This window comes from Arthrobacter sp. efr-133-R2A-120 (assembly GCF_030209835.1).
Taxonomy (GTDB): Bacteria; Actinomycetota; Actinomycetes; order Actinomycetales; family Micrococcaceae; genus Arthrobacter.
Genome location: NZ_JARVRF010000002.1, coordinates 196,463 through 209,703, shown reverse-complemented (window position 1 = coordinate 209,703; position 13,241 = coordinate 196,463). Strand labels below are relative to the sequence as shown.

The 13,241-nt window shown below is 66.5% G+C and carries 14 protein-coding genes; 1 reads left to right on the top strand and 13 read right to left on the bottom strand.

What is annotated here, in order from left to right:
- The 4 genes from QRN52_RS01850 to QRN52_RS01835 form a co-directional block, all read right to left on the bottom strand.
- The coding region (locus tag QRN52_RS01850) for a polysaccharide deacetylase family protein (protein WP_284751094.1) at positions 1 to 1,864 on the bottom strand (1,864 nt) is incomplete at its 3' end.
- 208 nt (positions 1,865 to 2,072) lie between these two features.
- Positions 2,073 to 3,446, bottom strand: coding sequence for an NAD(P)(+) transhydrogenase (Re/Si-specific) subunit beta (locus QRN52_RS01845; RefSeq protein ID WP_284751093.1), 1,374 nt, complete (start codon positions 3,444 to 3,446; stop codon positions 2,073 to 2,075).
- Positions 3,443 to 3,799: an NAD(P) transhydrogenase subunit alpha part 2 gene (locus QRN52_RS01840; protein ID WP_284751092.1), complete on the bottom strand. Its 357-nt coding sequence runs from the start codon at positions 3,797 to 3,799 to the stop codon at positions 3,443 to 3,445. Before QRN52_RS01840 ends, QRN52_RS01845 begins: the two co-directional genes overlap by 4 nt.
- Positions 3,799 to 4,989, bottom strand: a complete 1,191-nt coding sequence (locus QRN52_RS01835) for a Re/Si-specific NAD(P)(+) transhydrogenase subunit alpha (RefSeq protein ID WP_284751091.1) — start codon at positions 4,987 to 4,989, stop codon at positions 3,799 to 3,801. The genes QRN52_RS01840 and QRN52_RS01835 overlap by 1 nt, the downstream gene beginning before the upstream one ends.
- A gap of 209 nt (positions 4,990 to 5,198) precedes the next feature.
- On the opposite strand from QRN52_RS01835, the gene QRN52_RS01830 reads away from it, so the two are divergent.
- The gene (locus QRN52_RS01830; RefSeq protein ID WP_284751090.1) at positions 5,199 to 5,810 is read left to right on the top strand and encodes an NADPH-dependent FMN reductase; all 612 of its coding nucleotides are present in this window, start codon (positions 5,199 to 5,201) and stop codon (positions 5,808 to 5,810) included.
- A gap of 17 nt (positions 5,811 to 5,827) precedes the next feature.
- Here QRN52_RS01830 and QRN52_RS01825 read toward each other — a convergent pair whose 3' ends face one another.
- From QRN52_RS01825 to pcaG, 9 genes are all read right to left on the bottom strand, one after another.
- Positions 5,828 to 6,367, bottom strand: a complete 540-nt coding sequence (locus QRN52_RS01825) for a DinB family protein (protein ID WP_284751089.1) — start codon at positions 6,365 to 6,367, stop codon at positions 5,828 to 5,830.
- Positions 6,368 to 6,422: 55 nt separating this feature from the next.
- Entirely contained in the window at positions 6,423 to 7,247 is an 825-nt protein-coding gene (locus QRN52_RS01820) for an IclR family transcriptional regulator domain-containing protein (protein WP_284751088.1), read from the bottom strand.
- A gap of 95 nt (positions 7,248 to 7,342) precedes the next feature.
- Complete coding sequence (locus QRN52_RS01815) at positions 7,343 to 8,029, bottom strand: 3-oxoacid CoA-transferase subunit B (protein ID WP_284751087.1); 687 nt, start codon at positions 8,027 to 8,029, stop codon at positions 7,343 to 7,345.
- A gap of 1 nt (position 8,030) precedes the next feature.
- Positions 8,031 to 8,690 (bottom strand): 3-oxoacid CoA-transferase subunit A, encoded by a 660-nt coding sequence (locus QRN52_RS01810; protein ID WP_284751086.1) that lies wholly within the window; start codon positions 8,688 to 8,690, stop codon positions 8,031 to 8,033.
- 4 nt (positions 8,691 to 8,694) lie between these two features.
- Positions 8,695 to 9,918 (bottom strand): thiolase family protein, encoded by a 1,224-nt coding sequence (locus QRN52_RS01805; protein ID WP_284751085.1) that lies wholly within the window; start codon positions 9,916 to 9,918, stop codon positions 8,695 to 8,697.
- Between the two features lie 82 nt (positions 9,919 to 10,000).
- Positions 10,001 to 10,447 (bottom strand): 4-carboxymuconolactone decarboxylase, encoded by a 447-nt coding sequence (gene pcaC, locus QRN52_RS01800; protein ID WP_284751084.1) that lies wholly within the window; start codon positions 10,445 to 10,447, stop codon positions 10,001 to 10,003.
- A complete protein-coding gene (locus QRN52_RS01795) occupies positions 10,444 to 11,259 on the bottom strand; it encodes an alpha/beta fold hydrolase (protein WP_284751083.1) in 816 nt (271 codons plus the stop codon). The genes pcaC and QRN52_RS01795 overlap by 4 nt, the downstream gene beginning before the upstream one ends.
- Positions 11,252 to 12,676: a lyase family protein gene (locus tag QRN52_RS01790; protein ID WP_284751082.1), complete on the bottom strand. Its 1,425-nt coding sequence runs from the start codon at positions 12,674 to 12,676 to the stop codon at positions 11,252 to 11,254. Before QRN52_RS01790 ends, QRN52_RS01795 begins: the two co-directional genes overlap by 8 nt.
- Complete coding sequence (pcaG, locus tag QRN52_RS01785; protein WP_284751081.1) at positions 12,673 to 13,239, bottom strand: protocatechuate 3,4-dioxygenase subunit alpha; 567 nt, start codon at positions 13,237 to 13,239, stop codon at positions 12,673 to 12,675. Before pcaG ends, QRN52_RS01790 begins: the two co-directional genes overlap by 4 nt.
- Between the last annotated feature and the right edge of the window lie 2 nt (positions 13,240 to 13,241).

Sequence of the window (13,241 nt, the reverse complement as noted above, 5' to 3'; positions counted from 1 at the left end):
GGTACCAGAAGGACAGCGTGGAGGTCCCGCCCGCGGGCACGGTGATCGTCTGGGACAGGGAGCTGTCCCCGAGGGGTTCGGCACCGGAGGCCAGGCCCAGCAGCGCGGAACCGGTGCCGGTGTGGGCAACGGTGGAGGCCACGGGCGCCCTGACGCCGCCGGTGGTCCAGGCGGTGAGTCCGGATTCGAAGCCGCCGTTGGTGACGCCGGGAACGGGCGCCGTCGGCGTCACGGGAGCCGACGCGGCAGACGCCGCGGACGTGCCGACCGCGTTCGTGGCCGTGACCGTGAAGGTGTAGGCCGTGCCGTTAGTCAATCCGGTGACGGTCGCCGTCGTCGAGGGCGGATTTCCGGTAACCGTCACCGGAGCCAGGGCCGTGCCCCCGGACGAAGGCGTCACGGCATACGAGGTGATCGGGGACCCGCCGTTGCCCGGAGCCGTCCACGACACCACCGCGGAGGCGTTGCCCGCCGTCGCGGCCACACCGGCCGGAGCCGCAGGCGCCGTCGCGGTAGCCGGGCTGACGTCGATCATCGAGTAGTCGTCCGTGGTGATCGATCCGTTGGATTGGATGTTCAGTCCGTAGCTGATACCGGAGGCGCCTGCCGGGAGGACCGGCGTGGTCCAAGTGATCTGGGTCCAGTTGCTACTTGCGTTGAACAGCGGGCTCGCGGTCCAGTACGTCCAGTACCCCGTTCCCGTTCGGTAGTAGACCTCGAATTGGGTGATGACATTGGATTTGTACCAAGCGCTGAGCTGATAGATATGGCCTGGCGTGCCCGTGGGTGAGCAGCCGCCAAGGTCCAGGGCCGGCAGGAGCTTCGCGTCACCGCTGACGTAGCCGCTCATGGTCAACCGTTCTGCGTTGTTGCCCGTGTGGCCAGGCGAGACCACTGAATAGCTGGGCGTGTTGGTCCCGTATCCACCCGCGGCCCAGCACAGCGGAATTCCGCTGGTAAGCGTTTCCAGGCTCGGGTTCTGGATCATGTTGGTCCCCTGCGCGGGCGGCGGCGGCACCGGCGGGCCGGAGACGAGGGGCTGGACCGCGCCACCAATTACTTGGTCAACGGTCTTGACGGCAACGCTGCCCGCCGTCTGTTGTTGCGCTAGCCAGGACGCGAATTGGTTGAACAAGGTGGGGCTGATGGTGAGCGTCGGATCGGTCCCGACTGCGATGTGGTGGAAGGTCAATTGAACCCAGCCACCCCCAGCTGCCTGGGCCCTGGTCACAGAATTTTCCAGGTTCTGCAGTGTCCAGGTGCTGTCCACTTCTTCGGGTGCCGCGGTGTCGTAGGGATTGGCGGGCGGGATGGTCTCCGCGGCCGGGAGCCCGGGATCGTCCTTGCTGTAGAGGTCCCCGAGCCCGCGTGCGCTGTTGAAACCGCAATTCTTGACGATGGTCTGCACGGCAGGGTCCAAAGAGGCGAAGGGATAGGCGAAACTTGTGACCTTGAAACCCATATTGGCCAGGGCCACCCTGCCGTTGCACACCTGGCGCGTTACTTCATCCGACGTCAAGGTGACCAAATCGGGGTGGGTGACCGTGTGCCCGGCAATCTCGTTGCCGTCCGCGTAGAGTTGCTGCAAGTTCGCCGACGTGAAATAGCTCGGCTGATCTATCCATCCGGAGGGGACGAAATACGTGCCGTGAAGCCCGAGGTTCTTCAGCGTGGCTGCGGCGGTCATTTGGTCGGCGTTGCCGTCATCGAAGGTCAGCGTGATGATGGTGTTTGCAGCCGCATGCGCCGGCAAAGCAAAACCGCTCAGGATTGCCAGGACCATGGCGGCACACGCACCAATGGCACCCCACCGGACCCCGAAGCGCCGCGGCACCTTCTGCTCCCGCGTCGAGAGTCTAGCCACTCCACTCACCGTCCATTCGAAGCCATAGCAACCGTCAAGGATGGGAGCATTCCTCCCTAGGCCTTCGGCCGATGATAGGGCGTTGAATCCGGCTGCGTCTTGAGTGAGCTCACTCGGCTGGGCAGCAGCAGCGGCTCCCGATCCTGAGTGTGCTCACCCGATTGGGCAGCATGGAAGCAGATGGGCACCCTAGGGCTGGTTAACGAAATCAGAGCGCCTTGACTGCGCTCAACACCTTGGCCAGGGACTCCTTGGCGTCGCCGAACAGCAGCGTGGTCTGCGGTTCGTACATGAGTTCGTTCTCGATTCCCGCGAATCCAGGCCGCATGGAGCGCTTCAGGAAGACTACTTGGCGCGCGTCGGCCACTTCGAGGATGGGCATGCCGTAGATCGGCGAGCCAGCGGTGGTTTTCGCGGCTGGATTGACGACGTCGTTAGCGCCGACCACCAGCGCGACGTCGGCCGTCCGGAATTCCGAGTTGATCTCGCCCATTTCCTTGAGGGACTCATAGGGCACATTGGCTTCGGCGAGCAGGACATTCATGTGCCCCGGCATGCGCCCCGCCACCGGGTGGATCGCGAAATCCACGTCGATGCCCCTCGCCTCCAATGCAAGGGCCAGTTCCGCCGCCGTGTGCTGCCCCTGGGCCACAGCGAGCCCATAACCAGGAACGATGATGACCCGCTGCGCGTAGCCAAGGAGCACGGCCACGTCCTCCGGGCTGGAGGAGCGGACGGGGCGGTCGCTCACCGCCGTCGACCCCGCCGTCGAGCCTCCCTTGAAGGCGCCGAAGAGGATACCTGCAACACTGCGGCCCATGGCCGCGGCCATGGCGCGCGTAAGAATGGTGCCCGAGGCGCCCACCAATGTGCCGGCCACCACCAAGAGCACATTGCCAAGCACCAGGCCGGAGGTGGCGACGGCCAGGCCCGTGAAGGCGTTCAGGAGTGAGATGACGATCGGCACGTCCGCGCCGCCTACTGGCAGCACCAACAGCACGCCCGCCGCCAGCCCAAGCACCAGGAGCAGCAGCGCGAGCGCGAGGGAACCGCTGAAGACGACGGCGACGGCGGCACCCACCGCCGCGATCAGCACCGCTCCCATAAGGGTCGGCAGGCCCGGGAACACCACCGGACGGGTGGTCATGAGCTCCTGCAGTTTGGAGAACGTGATGGCTGAACCCGCGAACGAGACGGCCCCCACCAACAGCGTGAAGACGATGGCCACGCGCACCCAGTGGTCCTCCGAGTGCGCGAGTTCCAGGAGTGCCACGAGGGCCGCGGCACCACCGCCAACGCCATTGAACAGCGCCACGAGTTGCGGCATCTGCGTCATCTTGACCTGGCGCGCGACCGGCGCGGCCACGCCCGAACCGACCACCATCGCGCCCAGGATCCAGGGAACGTTGTCCATTTTGACGGACATGAAGACCGTGGCGACGGCGAGTGCCGCACCGAAGGCGCCCACCAGGTTGCCTCGCCGGGCGGTGCGGGGAGAGTTCAGTCCCTTGAGCGCGAGGATGAAGCACACGGCGGCAGCGAGGTAGAGGAGCGAGGTCCACACCGGATCGATGAAGGTCATCGCATGCCCTCCTTGGACCCTGATGCTCTGGACTCGGCCTTTATGGCGTCGGGCTTCCCGGCTGGCGGCGCTACGCGTTTACGGCCGCGGAACATCTCCAGCATGCGGTCGGTCACCACGAAGCCGCCCACCAGGTTGGCGGTGGCGAGGACGACGGCGAGCAACGCCACTGCGAGCACCCACGGGTCCGAGGCCTGCCCGGCAACGATGATGGCGCCCACCAGGATGATTCCGTGGATGGCGTTGGCCCCGGACATCAAGGGCGTGTGCAGCGTGCTTGAGACCTTGGAGACCACTTCGAAGCCCACGAAGACCGCCAAGACGGTGATGGTGAGCAGGGCGATGCCGTCCATCAGGAGACTCCTTCGTTGGCGGAGCTTATGGATTCCGCCGCCTCGGCCGAGAGTGCCGCAAGCGCCTCAGCCGTCGGGCCGTGCCGCACCTCGCCGTCGTGCGTCAGGCACGCGCCCGCCACCACTTCATCGCCGAAGTCCGGGACAACGGCTCCATCACAAGTCATGAGGGCAAGCAGGTTGGCGACGTTCTTCGCGTAGAGGCGTGAGGCGTCAGCCGGCATCGCAGAGGCGACATCCTTCATCCCCACCAAGGTGACCGTACCTTGGCCGTCAGCCGTCGGGATCTGGAGATCCATGCCGGGTACGGAGCCTTCCACGTTGCCGCCGGATTCGGCGGCGAGGTCGATGACCACCGAGCCTGGGCGCATGTGCTGAACCATTTCGCGGCTCACCAGGAGCGGGGCCCGCCGTCCGGGGACCGCCGCCGTCGTGATGAGCACGTCGGCCTGGGCCACGTGCGGCGCGAGCAGTTCGCGCTGCAAGGCACCGCGATCGGCGCTGAGCTCGCGGGCATAGCCGCCGGATGCCTCCGCCGTCTCCACGTCGAGCTTGATGAACGTGCCGCCCATCGAGGCGACCTCGTCCGCCGACGCCGGCCGGATGTCGTTGGCGGAGACGCGCGCGCCCAACCTCTTCGCGGTGCCGATGGCCTGCAGGCCCGCCACCCCGGCGCCCAGCACCAGCACGCGGGCCGGCGGAATGGTTCCAGCGGCTGTCATGTAGAGCGGGAAGAAGCGCGGCAGGCGCATCGCGGCCTCAAGCACGCAGCGATACCCGGCCACGAGGGCCTGGGACGTGAGCGCGTCCATGGATTGTGCGCGGGAAATGCGCGGCACCAGCTCAAGCGCAAAGGAGGTCACGCCCGCTTCCGCGAGCGCGCGGACGGTGGGAAGTTCCGACGACGGCGAGGCCAGGCCCACGGTGACCGCGCCCCGGCGCAGCGCGGCCGCCGTCGTGGGTTCGAGGGGGCGAACGTGCGCGTACACGTCCAATCGGGCGAGATCCAAGGCGAGGACGATGAGGGCCCCTGCCTGGCGATAGTCGTCGTCGCTGTGGCCCGCAGCGGTTCCAGCACCGCTTTCGACGACGACTTCAAGACCGAGTCCGGCCAATTGCGTGACGGTCTCGGGCGTCGCGGCCACGCGCCTTTCACCGTCCAGGCGTTCCCGCGCTATGCCAAGCTTCACCTGCGCTCCCTTCCCGAAACCCCATTGCCCCGAGCCGTTGTTGGCTTGAGTCTAGGACGCGGAAGGCCCGGGCGGGAGTAGGCGCCCAACGCCGACCGGCCATTCCCATCTTCGGACTGCTCTACTAAGCTCGCTGTGGGCTGGGAGCCTCCAGTTACCGCACCGTCGATGAGCCGGTTCCGGCCGCGCCGTCGGGAAGGAACATTGCCATGGCCACGTACAAGATCGGATACTTCGTCGGCAGCCTTTCAAGCCGCTCCATCAACCGGGTCCTGTCCAAGGCGCTCATCAGCGTAGCGCCGGAAGAACTCGAATTCACCGAGATCCCCATCAAGGACCTGCCCCTCTACAGCTCCGACTACGACGCCGATTTCCCGCCCGCAGGCCGGGCGTTGAAAGACGCGATTGCGGCGTCGGACGGCATCCTTTTCGTCTCCCCCGAGTACAACCGCTCCATCCCCGGCGCCTTGAAGAACGCCATCGACTGGGGATCGCGGCCTTGGGGAACCAACTCCTTCGCGCGCAAGCCCACTGGCATCATCGGCACATCTCCGGGCAGCATCGGCACGGCGGTGATGCAGTCCTCCATGCGCAGCGTCCTGAGCTTCCTCGACGCACCGCAACTGAACGCCCCGGAGGCCTACATCAAGTTCGATCCGGCGTCCTACAACGAGGACGGATCCGTCCGGGACGAAGGAACCGCGGCCCTCTTGCGCCACTACATGGAGGAATTCAGCGCGTTCGTTCAACGCGTCCTGGCCGCCAACGCTCCCGGGCACATCGGCGACGAACACCCGGACGGCGCCAAGCTGACGCGGTAGCGGGGCGGTAGCGGGGGCTACTCCCCGACAACCCCATCCACCGACTCGCGGAGCAGGTCGGCGTGGCCGTTGTGTCGCGCGTACTCCTCGATCATGTGGAGCACGATCCATCGCAGGCTGGGTGCCCGGCCATCGGACCAGGTGCGTGCGGCAAGCTGGTCCAGGCCGCCGTCGTCCATCGCTTCGGCGACTAGCAAGCGGGAGCGAGACACGGTGTCCTGCCAGAGCGCACGGAGCTGCTCGGGTGAGTCCTCGGCGGCCGAGTGCCATTCCCAGTCCGGGTCGACTTTCCAGTCCACCGTGTCCCACGGGGGCTGCCGGTCCCGGTCGTGCAGGCATTGGGAGAACCAATGCTCCTCGACATAGGCCAGGTGCTTGAGCAGGCCGCCGAGGGTCATCGACGTCGGAGCCACGCTCGCTCCCAAGCCGGATGCGTCCAGCCCCGCGCACTTCCATGCCAAGGTGGCTCGTTGGTAATCCAGGAAGCCCAGCAGGGTTGCGGCCTCGTCGGCCGCGAGGGGAGGTTCCGGTCGTCCTTGCTCGTCCACGTCGGTCATGGGCTGTGAGCCTACGCGCTGCAACGCGCGGCCGCAACGCGCCGTGGCAACGAGGCTAGTGCTTCGCCGAGACGTCCTGCGATATCGCGCGGGCCGTCTCAACAATCTGCTCCTTGACCGATTCGAGGTAGGCCTCCGGGTTCGGCTGCGCAGCGACGTTTTGGGCTTGAAGTGAGACGTTGACCGCAGCAGCCACATGGCCTGCGTTGTGGTTCCACACCGGCGCAGCGATGGACATGAGTCCGAGTTCCAGCTCCTGGTCCAGCAGGCACCAGCCCTGCCTGCGCACTCGATCCAGCTCGGCCACCAGTTCCCCGCGGGATGTGATGGTCCGCGGTGTCAGGGCCTCGAACTCCACCGAGGAAAGGTACTCGTCCAGCTTCTGCTGCGGCAGGCCGGCCAGAAGCACCCTACCCATGGACGTGGCGTAGGCGGGGAAGCGGGTGCCCACCGAGATGCCGACCGTCATGATCCGGCGCGTGGTCACGCGGGCCACATAGAAGATGTCCGCGCCATCCAGCACCGCGGCCGACGTCGACTCCCCCAGCTTCAACGACAGCTCCTCAAGGTGCGGCTGCGCGAGCTGGGGCAAGGACAACGCCGACAAATACGAGTAGCCAAGCTGCAGCACCATGGCCGTGAGCGCGAAGGTCTTGCCGTCCGTGCGGACATAGCCCAGCTCCACCAGTGTGTGCAGGAACCGACGGGCCGTGGCACGCGTCAGGTTGGTGCGCGCCGCCACCTCGCTGAGCGTCATGATGGGGTTGGCCGCGTCGAAAGCACGGATCACGGACAAGCCGCGTGCCAGCGATTGCACGTACTGGTCACTCGCCTGGGGTGCACCGGCCTGAGGCGCTCCGGCTACTGCTGCGTCGGTCATGGTTACCAATCTTATTGGCGCGAGCTGGCACCAGATTCCCTCAAAAGTCGATCCAAGGGGCATCTGCTGCCAGTTCGCGCTCGACTTTGAGCGCGTTAGACGCCAACGACGGCGCCCGCCGCCTTCTCGTCGAACGGCACCAGAGGGACGGGCACCAGCGCTTGGAGTTCTTCGAAGGTGCAGCCAAACGTCTCACGCACGGTCACGCCGTCGGGCCCTATCAGGAAAACCGCTTTGTCCGTGTACACGCGCGTCACGCAGCCCACGCCGGTGAGCGGGTAGCTGCAGTGCTCCACAAGCTTGGACACGCCCTCGCGGGTCAGGAGAGTCATCATGACGAACACGTCCTTCGCGCCGGTGGCCAGGTCCATCGCCCCGCCGACGGCCGGGATGGCGTCCGGGGCTCCGGTGTGCCAGTTAGCGAGGTCACCCGTGGCCGACACCTGGAAAGCGCCAAGGACGCAGATATCGAGGTGGCCGCCGCGCATGATCGCGAAGGAATCGGCATGGTGGAAGTACGAAGCACCGGGGAGTTCGGTGACGGGGATCTTGCCGGCGTTGATGAGGTCGCCGTCGATCTCCTCGCCCTTGGCCTCCGGGCCCATACCAAGCATCCCGTTCTCCGTGTGGAGCGTGATGTTCTGCTCTTCCGTGAGGTAGTTGGAGACGAGCGTGGGCTGGCCGATGCCGAGGTTCACGAACGAGCCCGGGGCGATATCCCGCGCCACGAGGCGCGCGAGGTCGTCGCGGCCGAGGGGTGTTGTTGAGGTTTGGATGCTCATGTCAGGCCACCTTCACGATGCTGTTGACGTAGATTCCGGGGGTCACCACGTTCTCCGGGTCCAGGGCGCCGGTCGGGACGATCTCGGACACCTGGACGATGGTGTGCTTGGCCGCGGCGGCCATGATTGGGCCAAAGTTACGGGCGGTCTTGCGGTAGACGAGGTTGCCCTTGCCGTCGGCCTTGAGCGCCTTGATGAGCGCGACATCGGCGTGGATGGGTGTCTCGAACACTTGCCACTTGCCGTCGAGGAAGCGCGTGTGCTTCCCTTCAGCGAGCATGGTGCCGTAGCCGGTGGGTGTGAAGAACCCGCCGATCCCCGCGCCAGCCGCCCGGATGCGCTCGGCCAGGTTTCCTTGCGGGACGAGTTCCAGTTCGATTTCCCCGGCCTTGTACTTAGCGTCGAAGTGCCAGGAATCGGACTGGCGCGGGAAGGAGCAGATCATCTTCCGGACCCGCCCTTCCTTGATGAGCAGTGCGAGGCCCTGGTCGCCCTGGCCCGCGTTGTTGTTCACCACGGTAAGGTCGGTGGCGCCGGAATCGAGCAACGCGTCGATGAGTTCGAACGGCTGGCCAGCGTTTCCGAAGCCGCCGATCATGACGGTGGAACCGTCTTTGATGCCGGCGACAGCCTGGCCAACAGTGTCAATGAAATTCAGCATGGCCCTAGGCTCCTTTTCCGGCTACGCCGGAGGTGACGTTCTCCAGCACCACGGCCAGGCCCTGCCCAACGCCGATGCAAATCGCCGCGACGCCCCAGCGCTCACCGGAAGCCTGCAGGCTGCGGGCCAAGGTCCCCAGGATGCGCGTGCCCGACGCGCCCAGCGGGTGGCCCATCGCGATCGCGCCGCCGTGCCGGTTCACGATGGACGGGTCGATTCCCCATGCGTCGATGCAGGCCAGGGACTGCGCGGCAAAAGCTTCGTTAAGTTCGACGGCGCCCACCTGCTCCCAGCCGATGCCCGCCTTCGCGAGTGCCTTGTTGGCGGCCTCCACCGGCGCGTAGCCGAAGAACTGGGGATCGTTTCCGTGCGCCCCGCGTCCGGCGATGCGGGCGAGCGGCTCGAGCCCCAGCAGCCCGGCGGCGCTTTCGCTGCCGATCCAAGCCGCGGACGCGCCGTCGGACAGCGGCGAAGCGTTGCCCGCGGTGACCGTTCCCCCTTCCGGGGCGCTGGCTTCGGGACGGAAAACGGTCTTGAGTCCGGCGAGCTTCTCCGCCGTCGAGCCCGCCCGGATGCCTTCGTCACGGACCAACTCGGTGCCCGGTACCGGGGTCACCAACTGGTCGTAGAAGCCCTCGTCCCACGCCGCCGCGGCGAGGTTGTGCGAGGCCGCGGCAAACTCGTCCTGCCGCTCCCGGGTGATCCCGTACTTCTCACGCAGCCTCTCGGTGGCCTCGCCCAAGGAAATGGTCCAGTCTTTCGGCATGGCCGGATTCACCAGACGCCAGCCCAGGGTGGTCGAAGCCAGGGTCATGTCCCCGGCCGGGTACGGCTTGGAGGTCTTGGGCAACACCCACGGAGCGCGGGACATGGACTCGGCCCCGCCCACCAGCATGAGCTCGGCGTCGCCGGCGTTGATCTGGCGGGAGGCGATGATGGCGGCGTCCAGGGAGGAACCGCACAGCCGGTTGACCGTGGTGCCCGGAATCGACGTCGGGAGCCCGGCCAGGAGGGTGGCCATGCGGGCGACGTTCCGGTTCTCCTCGCCGGCGCCGTTGGCGTTGCCGAACACCACTTCGTCGATGCGCTCAACATCCAGGGCAGGGGCGCGCTTGACGGCTTCGCGCACCACGTGGGCAGCGAGGTCGTCCGGCCGGACCCCGGCAAGGCCCGAGCCGAATTTTCCAAAAGGTGTGCGCACGGCGTCGTACACAAAAGCCTGATTCATGGGGTCTCCTCTAAGTTTCTGTAGTCCCAACTACCTCGCAGTTAATGTCGTTATGAGGGCTCAAAACGACATCTAATGCGAGTCAGTTGGGTGGGGTGGGAGCTTCAGGGGTCTCGTCGAGTTCCGCGAAAACGCCCTGCGCGGTCTTGAATGCGGTGTTGGCGGAGGGGACTCCGCAGTAGATGGCGGTCTGCAGCAGGATTTCCTTGATTTCGTCCCTGCTCAGCCCGTTCGTGATGGCCGCGCGGATGTGCATGGCCAGTTCTTCCCAGTGTCCGTGTGCCACCATCGCGGTCATGGTGACGGCGGAGCGCATCTGGCGGGTCAGGCCGGGACGCGTCCAGATGCCTCCCCAGGCGATGCGGGTGATCATGTCCTGGAAGTCTTCGGTGAATTCGTCCTTCTTGGCGTTGGCGCGGTCCACGTGCGCATCGCCGAGCACTTCGCGGCGGACCACCATCCCGGCGTCGTAGATTTCCTGCGAGCTAGCGTCGCGCTGAACGGCGCCTTGCGAAGGATCATTGCTCATTTTCCGGCCTCCGTCATGAACGTCCGCATGAGGTCCGCGACGACGGCAGGCGCCTCCGCGGGCGCTAGGTGCCCGACGCCGTCGAGCGCTACGGCAACAGCGCTGCCGCCACCTGTGTTGAATCTGGAGTTGATGCCCGCGGCAATTTCTTCAGCGAACGACGGCGGTGCAACAGTGTCCTCGACACCCGCCAATGCCTGCGTGGGGACGGTGATGCTGCCGAGCTCGGAGCGGACATCGAAGCCGGCGAGGGCCTCACAGCAGAAGGCGTAGCTGAAGCGGTCGGCGTCCCGCAGGGCATGCAGAAGGCGACTGCTGACCACGGGCTGGCGATCCATGAAACCGGGAGCGAACCATCGCTGCGCCGAACCCTGGATCATCACCGCGGTACCTTGTCCGCGAACGGTTTCAGCCCGTTCCAGCCACCCCTCGGGCGTACCGAGCTTCGCTCCGGAGCATTGCACGGACAGGGACTTGAGGCGTTCTCCGTGCTTGATGGCCAATTGCAGACCGGTGGCGCCGCCCAGGGAGTCCCCGGCGTAGTGGAACACGGCGCCGGGCGCGATCGAGTCCACCAAGTCAACCACCGCGTCGGCCAGTTCGGCGACGCTGAACGTTTCGGAGGCTGCGGGCGAGACGCCGTGACCGGGCAGGTCCCAGCCGATCACGTCGAACTCACCGCCGAGCAGCGCTGCCGTCTCGGTCCAGAGCACCGTGGACGTTCCGAGCGAGGGCCCCACCACCAGGAGCGGCTTCTCCCCCAGGGTGCGCTGCGGGGACAGCAACACCGCCTTGACGATGGGTTTAGCCACGATCGGCTCCCTTCGGATTGGTGTGTGCGAATTCGGGGTAAGCGGCGAGGATGCGGCGGCTGATCTCGGCTGCCTCGCCGACATAGTTCGCAGGATCCAGAAGTGCCTTCAGTTCCTCGTCGGACAGCTTGCCGGCCGGGACGGCCTCGCGGAGGAGCTTGGTGTAGATCCGGGCTTGCTCCGCTGCGGGTGCCTGCAGGGTCTCGTCGACGACGGCCTGCAGCTTGGCCTTCGCATCGCCCCTGTCCGCGCTGAGGAGCGGAGCAACGGAGGATGCGACGGCTTCGCTGAGGAGCAACGGCCCGGAGATTTCCAGGTTGCGGCGCATCGCCTCTGGGAAGACGCGGAGGCCTTCGGCGAGCTCGCGCAGCTGGGTGGCTGCGCCGAGTGTGAGCCGAAGCAAGCCCCGCAAGGCAGGCCACTCGCTGTGCCAGGCACCGTCCGGGCGTTCGTCGTTGAAGTTCGTGGCTGCGACGTGCAGCTGCGCGGCCAAGCCAGGAGCCTGGAGCGCCGCGCTGCGGATCAGCACGGACAGCACCGGATTCTGCTTTTGCGGCATGGCCGATGAGACGCCGCGGCCCGCGGCAAGGGGTTCACCCAGCTCGGCAACTTCGGGGCGGCTGAGGAACAGCAGATCCGAGGCGATCTTGCCAAAGGAGTCCGTGAGGGAAGCCAAGGCGTCGCCGAGTCCCGTGACGGCCAGCCGGTTCGTGTGCCATGGAGCCGGAACGGGAGCGAGGCCCAGTTTCCCGGCCAAGGCATCGGCCAGAATAAAGGGGCTCGACGACGAGCCCTCCGCGAGCACGGTACCGGCAGCCAGGGTCCCACTGGCGCCGCCGAACTGGACAGGGAACTCCAGGGCTTCGAGGCGACGGGCCGCGGCGGCCACTCCGTGAAACCATTGCGCCGCCTTGAGACCGAAGGTGAACGGAAGCGCATGCTGCGTCAGGCTCCTACCCACGCACAGCGTGTCCGCATGCTGTTCCGCAAGGCCGGCGAGCGCCGTCGTCGTACCCTTTACCTCGGCGAGAAGGGCGGAAACCACGCGGTGCGCGAGCAGCATCAGGGCCGAATCCAGGACGTCCTGGCTGGTCAACGAGGTGTGCACGGCGGCAAGCGCGCTAGCGTCCAGCCCTTTGACCCTGCCCCGGAGATCGGCCAGCAGCGGAATGACCGGGTTGGCGCCACCTTGTGCGCGTTCGGCGATGGATGCGGCGTCGTAGGCCCAGGATTCCGCGGCCTCGGTGACGACGGCGGCAGAACCGGGGGGCGCGAAGCCGGCCTCTTCGAGCACGGATGCCCAGGCGGCCTCGACGTCGAGGATGGCCGCGATCACTGCACGGTCACCCGTCAGCGCCACCACGGCGGGCGACGCCGAGACCGGGCTGAGCAGCCCGAAATCGCCGTCGCCACTCACTGGGAGGCGCCTTCGAAGTCGAGAAAGACGGTCTCGTTCTCGCCCTGGAGGCGCAGATCCCACGTGAGGCCACCATCCGCGTCGCGGCGCGCGATCAGGGTGCTGCGGCGCTCGGGATCGAGGGAGCTGAGCAGCGGATCGGCGGCGAGCGCTTCCTCGTTTTCCGGCAAGTAGATGCGGGTGAACAGGCGGTTCATGAGGCCACGCGCAAAAACGGCGACGGAAATGAACGGAGCCGCTCCCGCTTCAGTGGGGCCGGGGTTGACCGTGGTGAAGGTGTACACACCGGAGTTTCCTACCGCGGCGCGGCCCCAACCGGTGAAGGTGTAGCCATCGCGGACAAGTGAGCCCGTGCGCTGGACCACATTGCCCTCGGAGTCCGGCTGCCAGATCTCCAGGATGGCGTCCGGGATGGCTTCTCCGGCGCCGTCGTACACAGTGCCTTGCAGACGGATGCTTCCGGCGCTGCCCGGGGCGAGGAGCTCGTTGTCCTTATTAAAAGGGAGGGCGTAACCGTAGAACGGGCCAACGGTCTGGCCTGGTGTAGGTGTCAGCTTGCTCATGT

What these genes read in the sequence shown, in the direction of transcription:
- QRN52_RS01845 (WP_284751093.1), bottom strand. Translation starts at nt 3,446, where the DNA reads ATGACCTTCATCGATCCGGTGTGGACCTCGCTCCTCTACCTCGCTGCC.
- QRN52_RS01840 (WP_284751092.1), bottom strand. Translation starts at nt 3,799, where the DNA reads ATGGACGGCATCGCCCTGCTCACCATCACCGTCTTGGCGGTCTTCGTG.
- QRN52_RS01830 (WP_284751090.1), top strand. Translation starts at nt 5,199, where the DNA reads ATGGCCACGTACAAGATCGGATACTTCGTCGGCAGCCTTTCAAGCCGC.
- QRN52_RS01825 (WP_284751089.1), bottom strand. Translation starts at nt 6,367, where the DNA reads ATGACCGACGTGGACGAGCAAGGACGACCGGAACCTCCCCTCGCGGCC.
- QRN52_RS01820 (WP_284751088.1), bottom strand. Translation starts at nt 7,247, where the DNA reads ATGACCGACGCAGCAGTAGCCGGAGCGCCTCAGGCCGGTGCACCCCAG.
- QRN52_RS01815 (WP_284751087.1), bottom strand. Translation starts at nt 8,029, where the DNA reads ATGAGCATCCAAACCTCAACAACACCCCTCGGCCGCGACGACCTCGCG.
- QRN52_RS01810 (WP_284751086.1), bottom strand. Translation starts at nt 8,690, where the DNA reads ATGCTGAATTTCATTGACACTGTTGGCCAGGCTGTCGCCGGCATCAAA.
- QRN52_RS01805 (WP_284751085.1), bottom strand. Translation starts at nt 9,918, where the DNA reads ATGAATCAGGCTTTTGTGTACGACGCCGTGCGCACACCTTTTGGAAAA.
- pcaC (WP_284751084.1), bottom strand. Translation starts at nt 10,447, where the DNA reads ATGAGCAATGATCCTTCGCAAGGCGCCGTTCAGCGCGACGCTAGCTCG.
- pcaG (WP_284751081.1), bottom strand. Translation starts at nt 13,239, where the DNA reads ATGAGCAAGCTGACACCTACACCAGGCCAGACCGTTGGCCCGTTCTAC.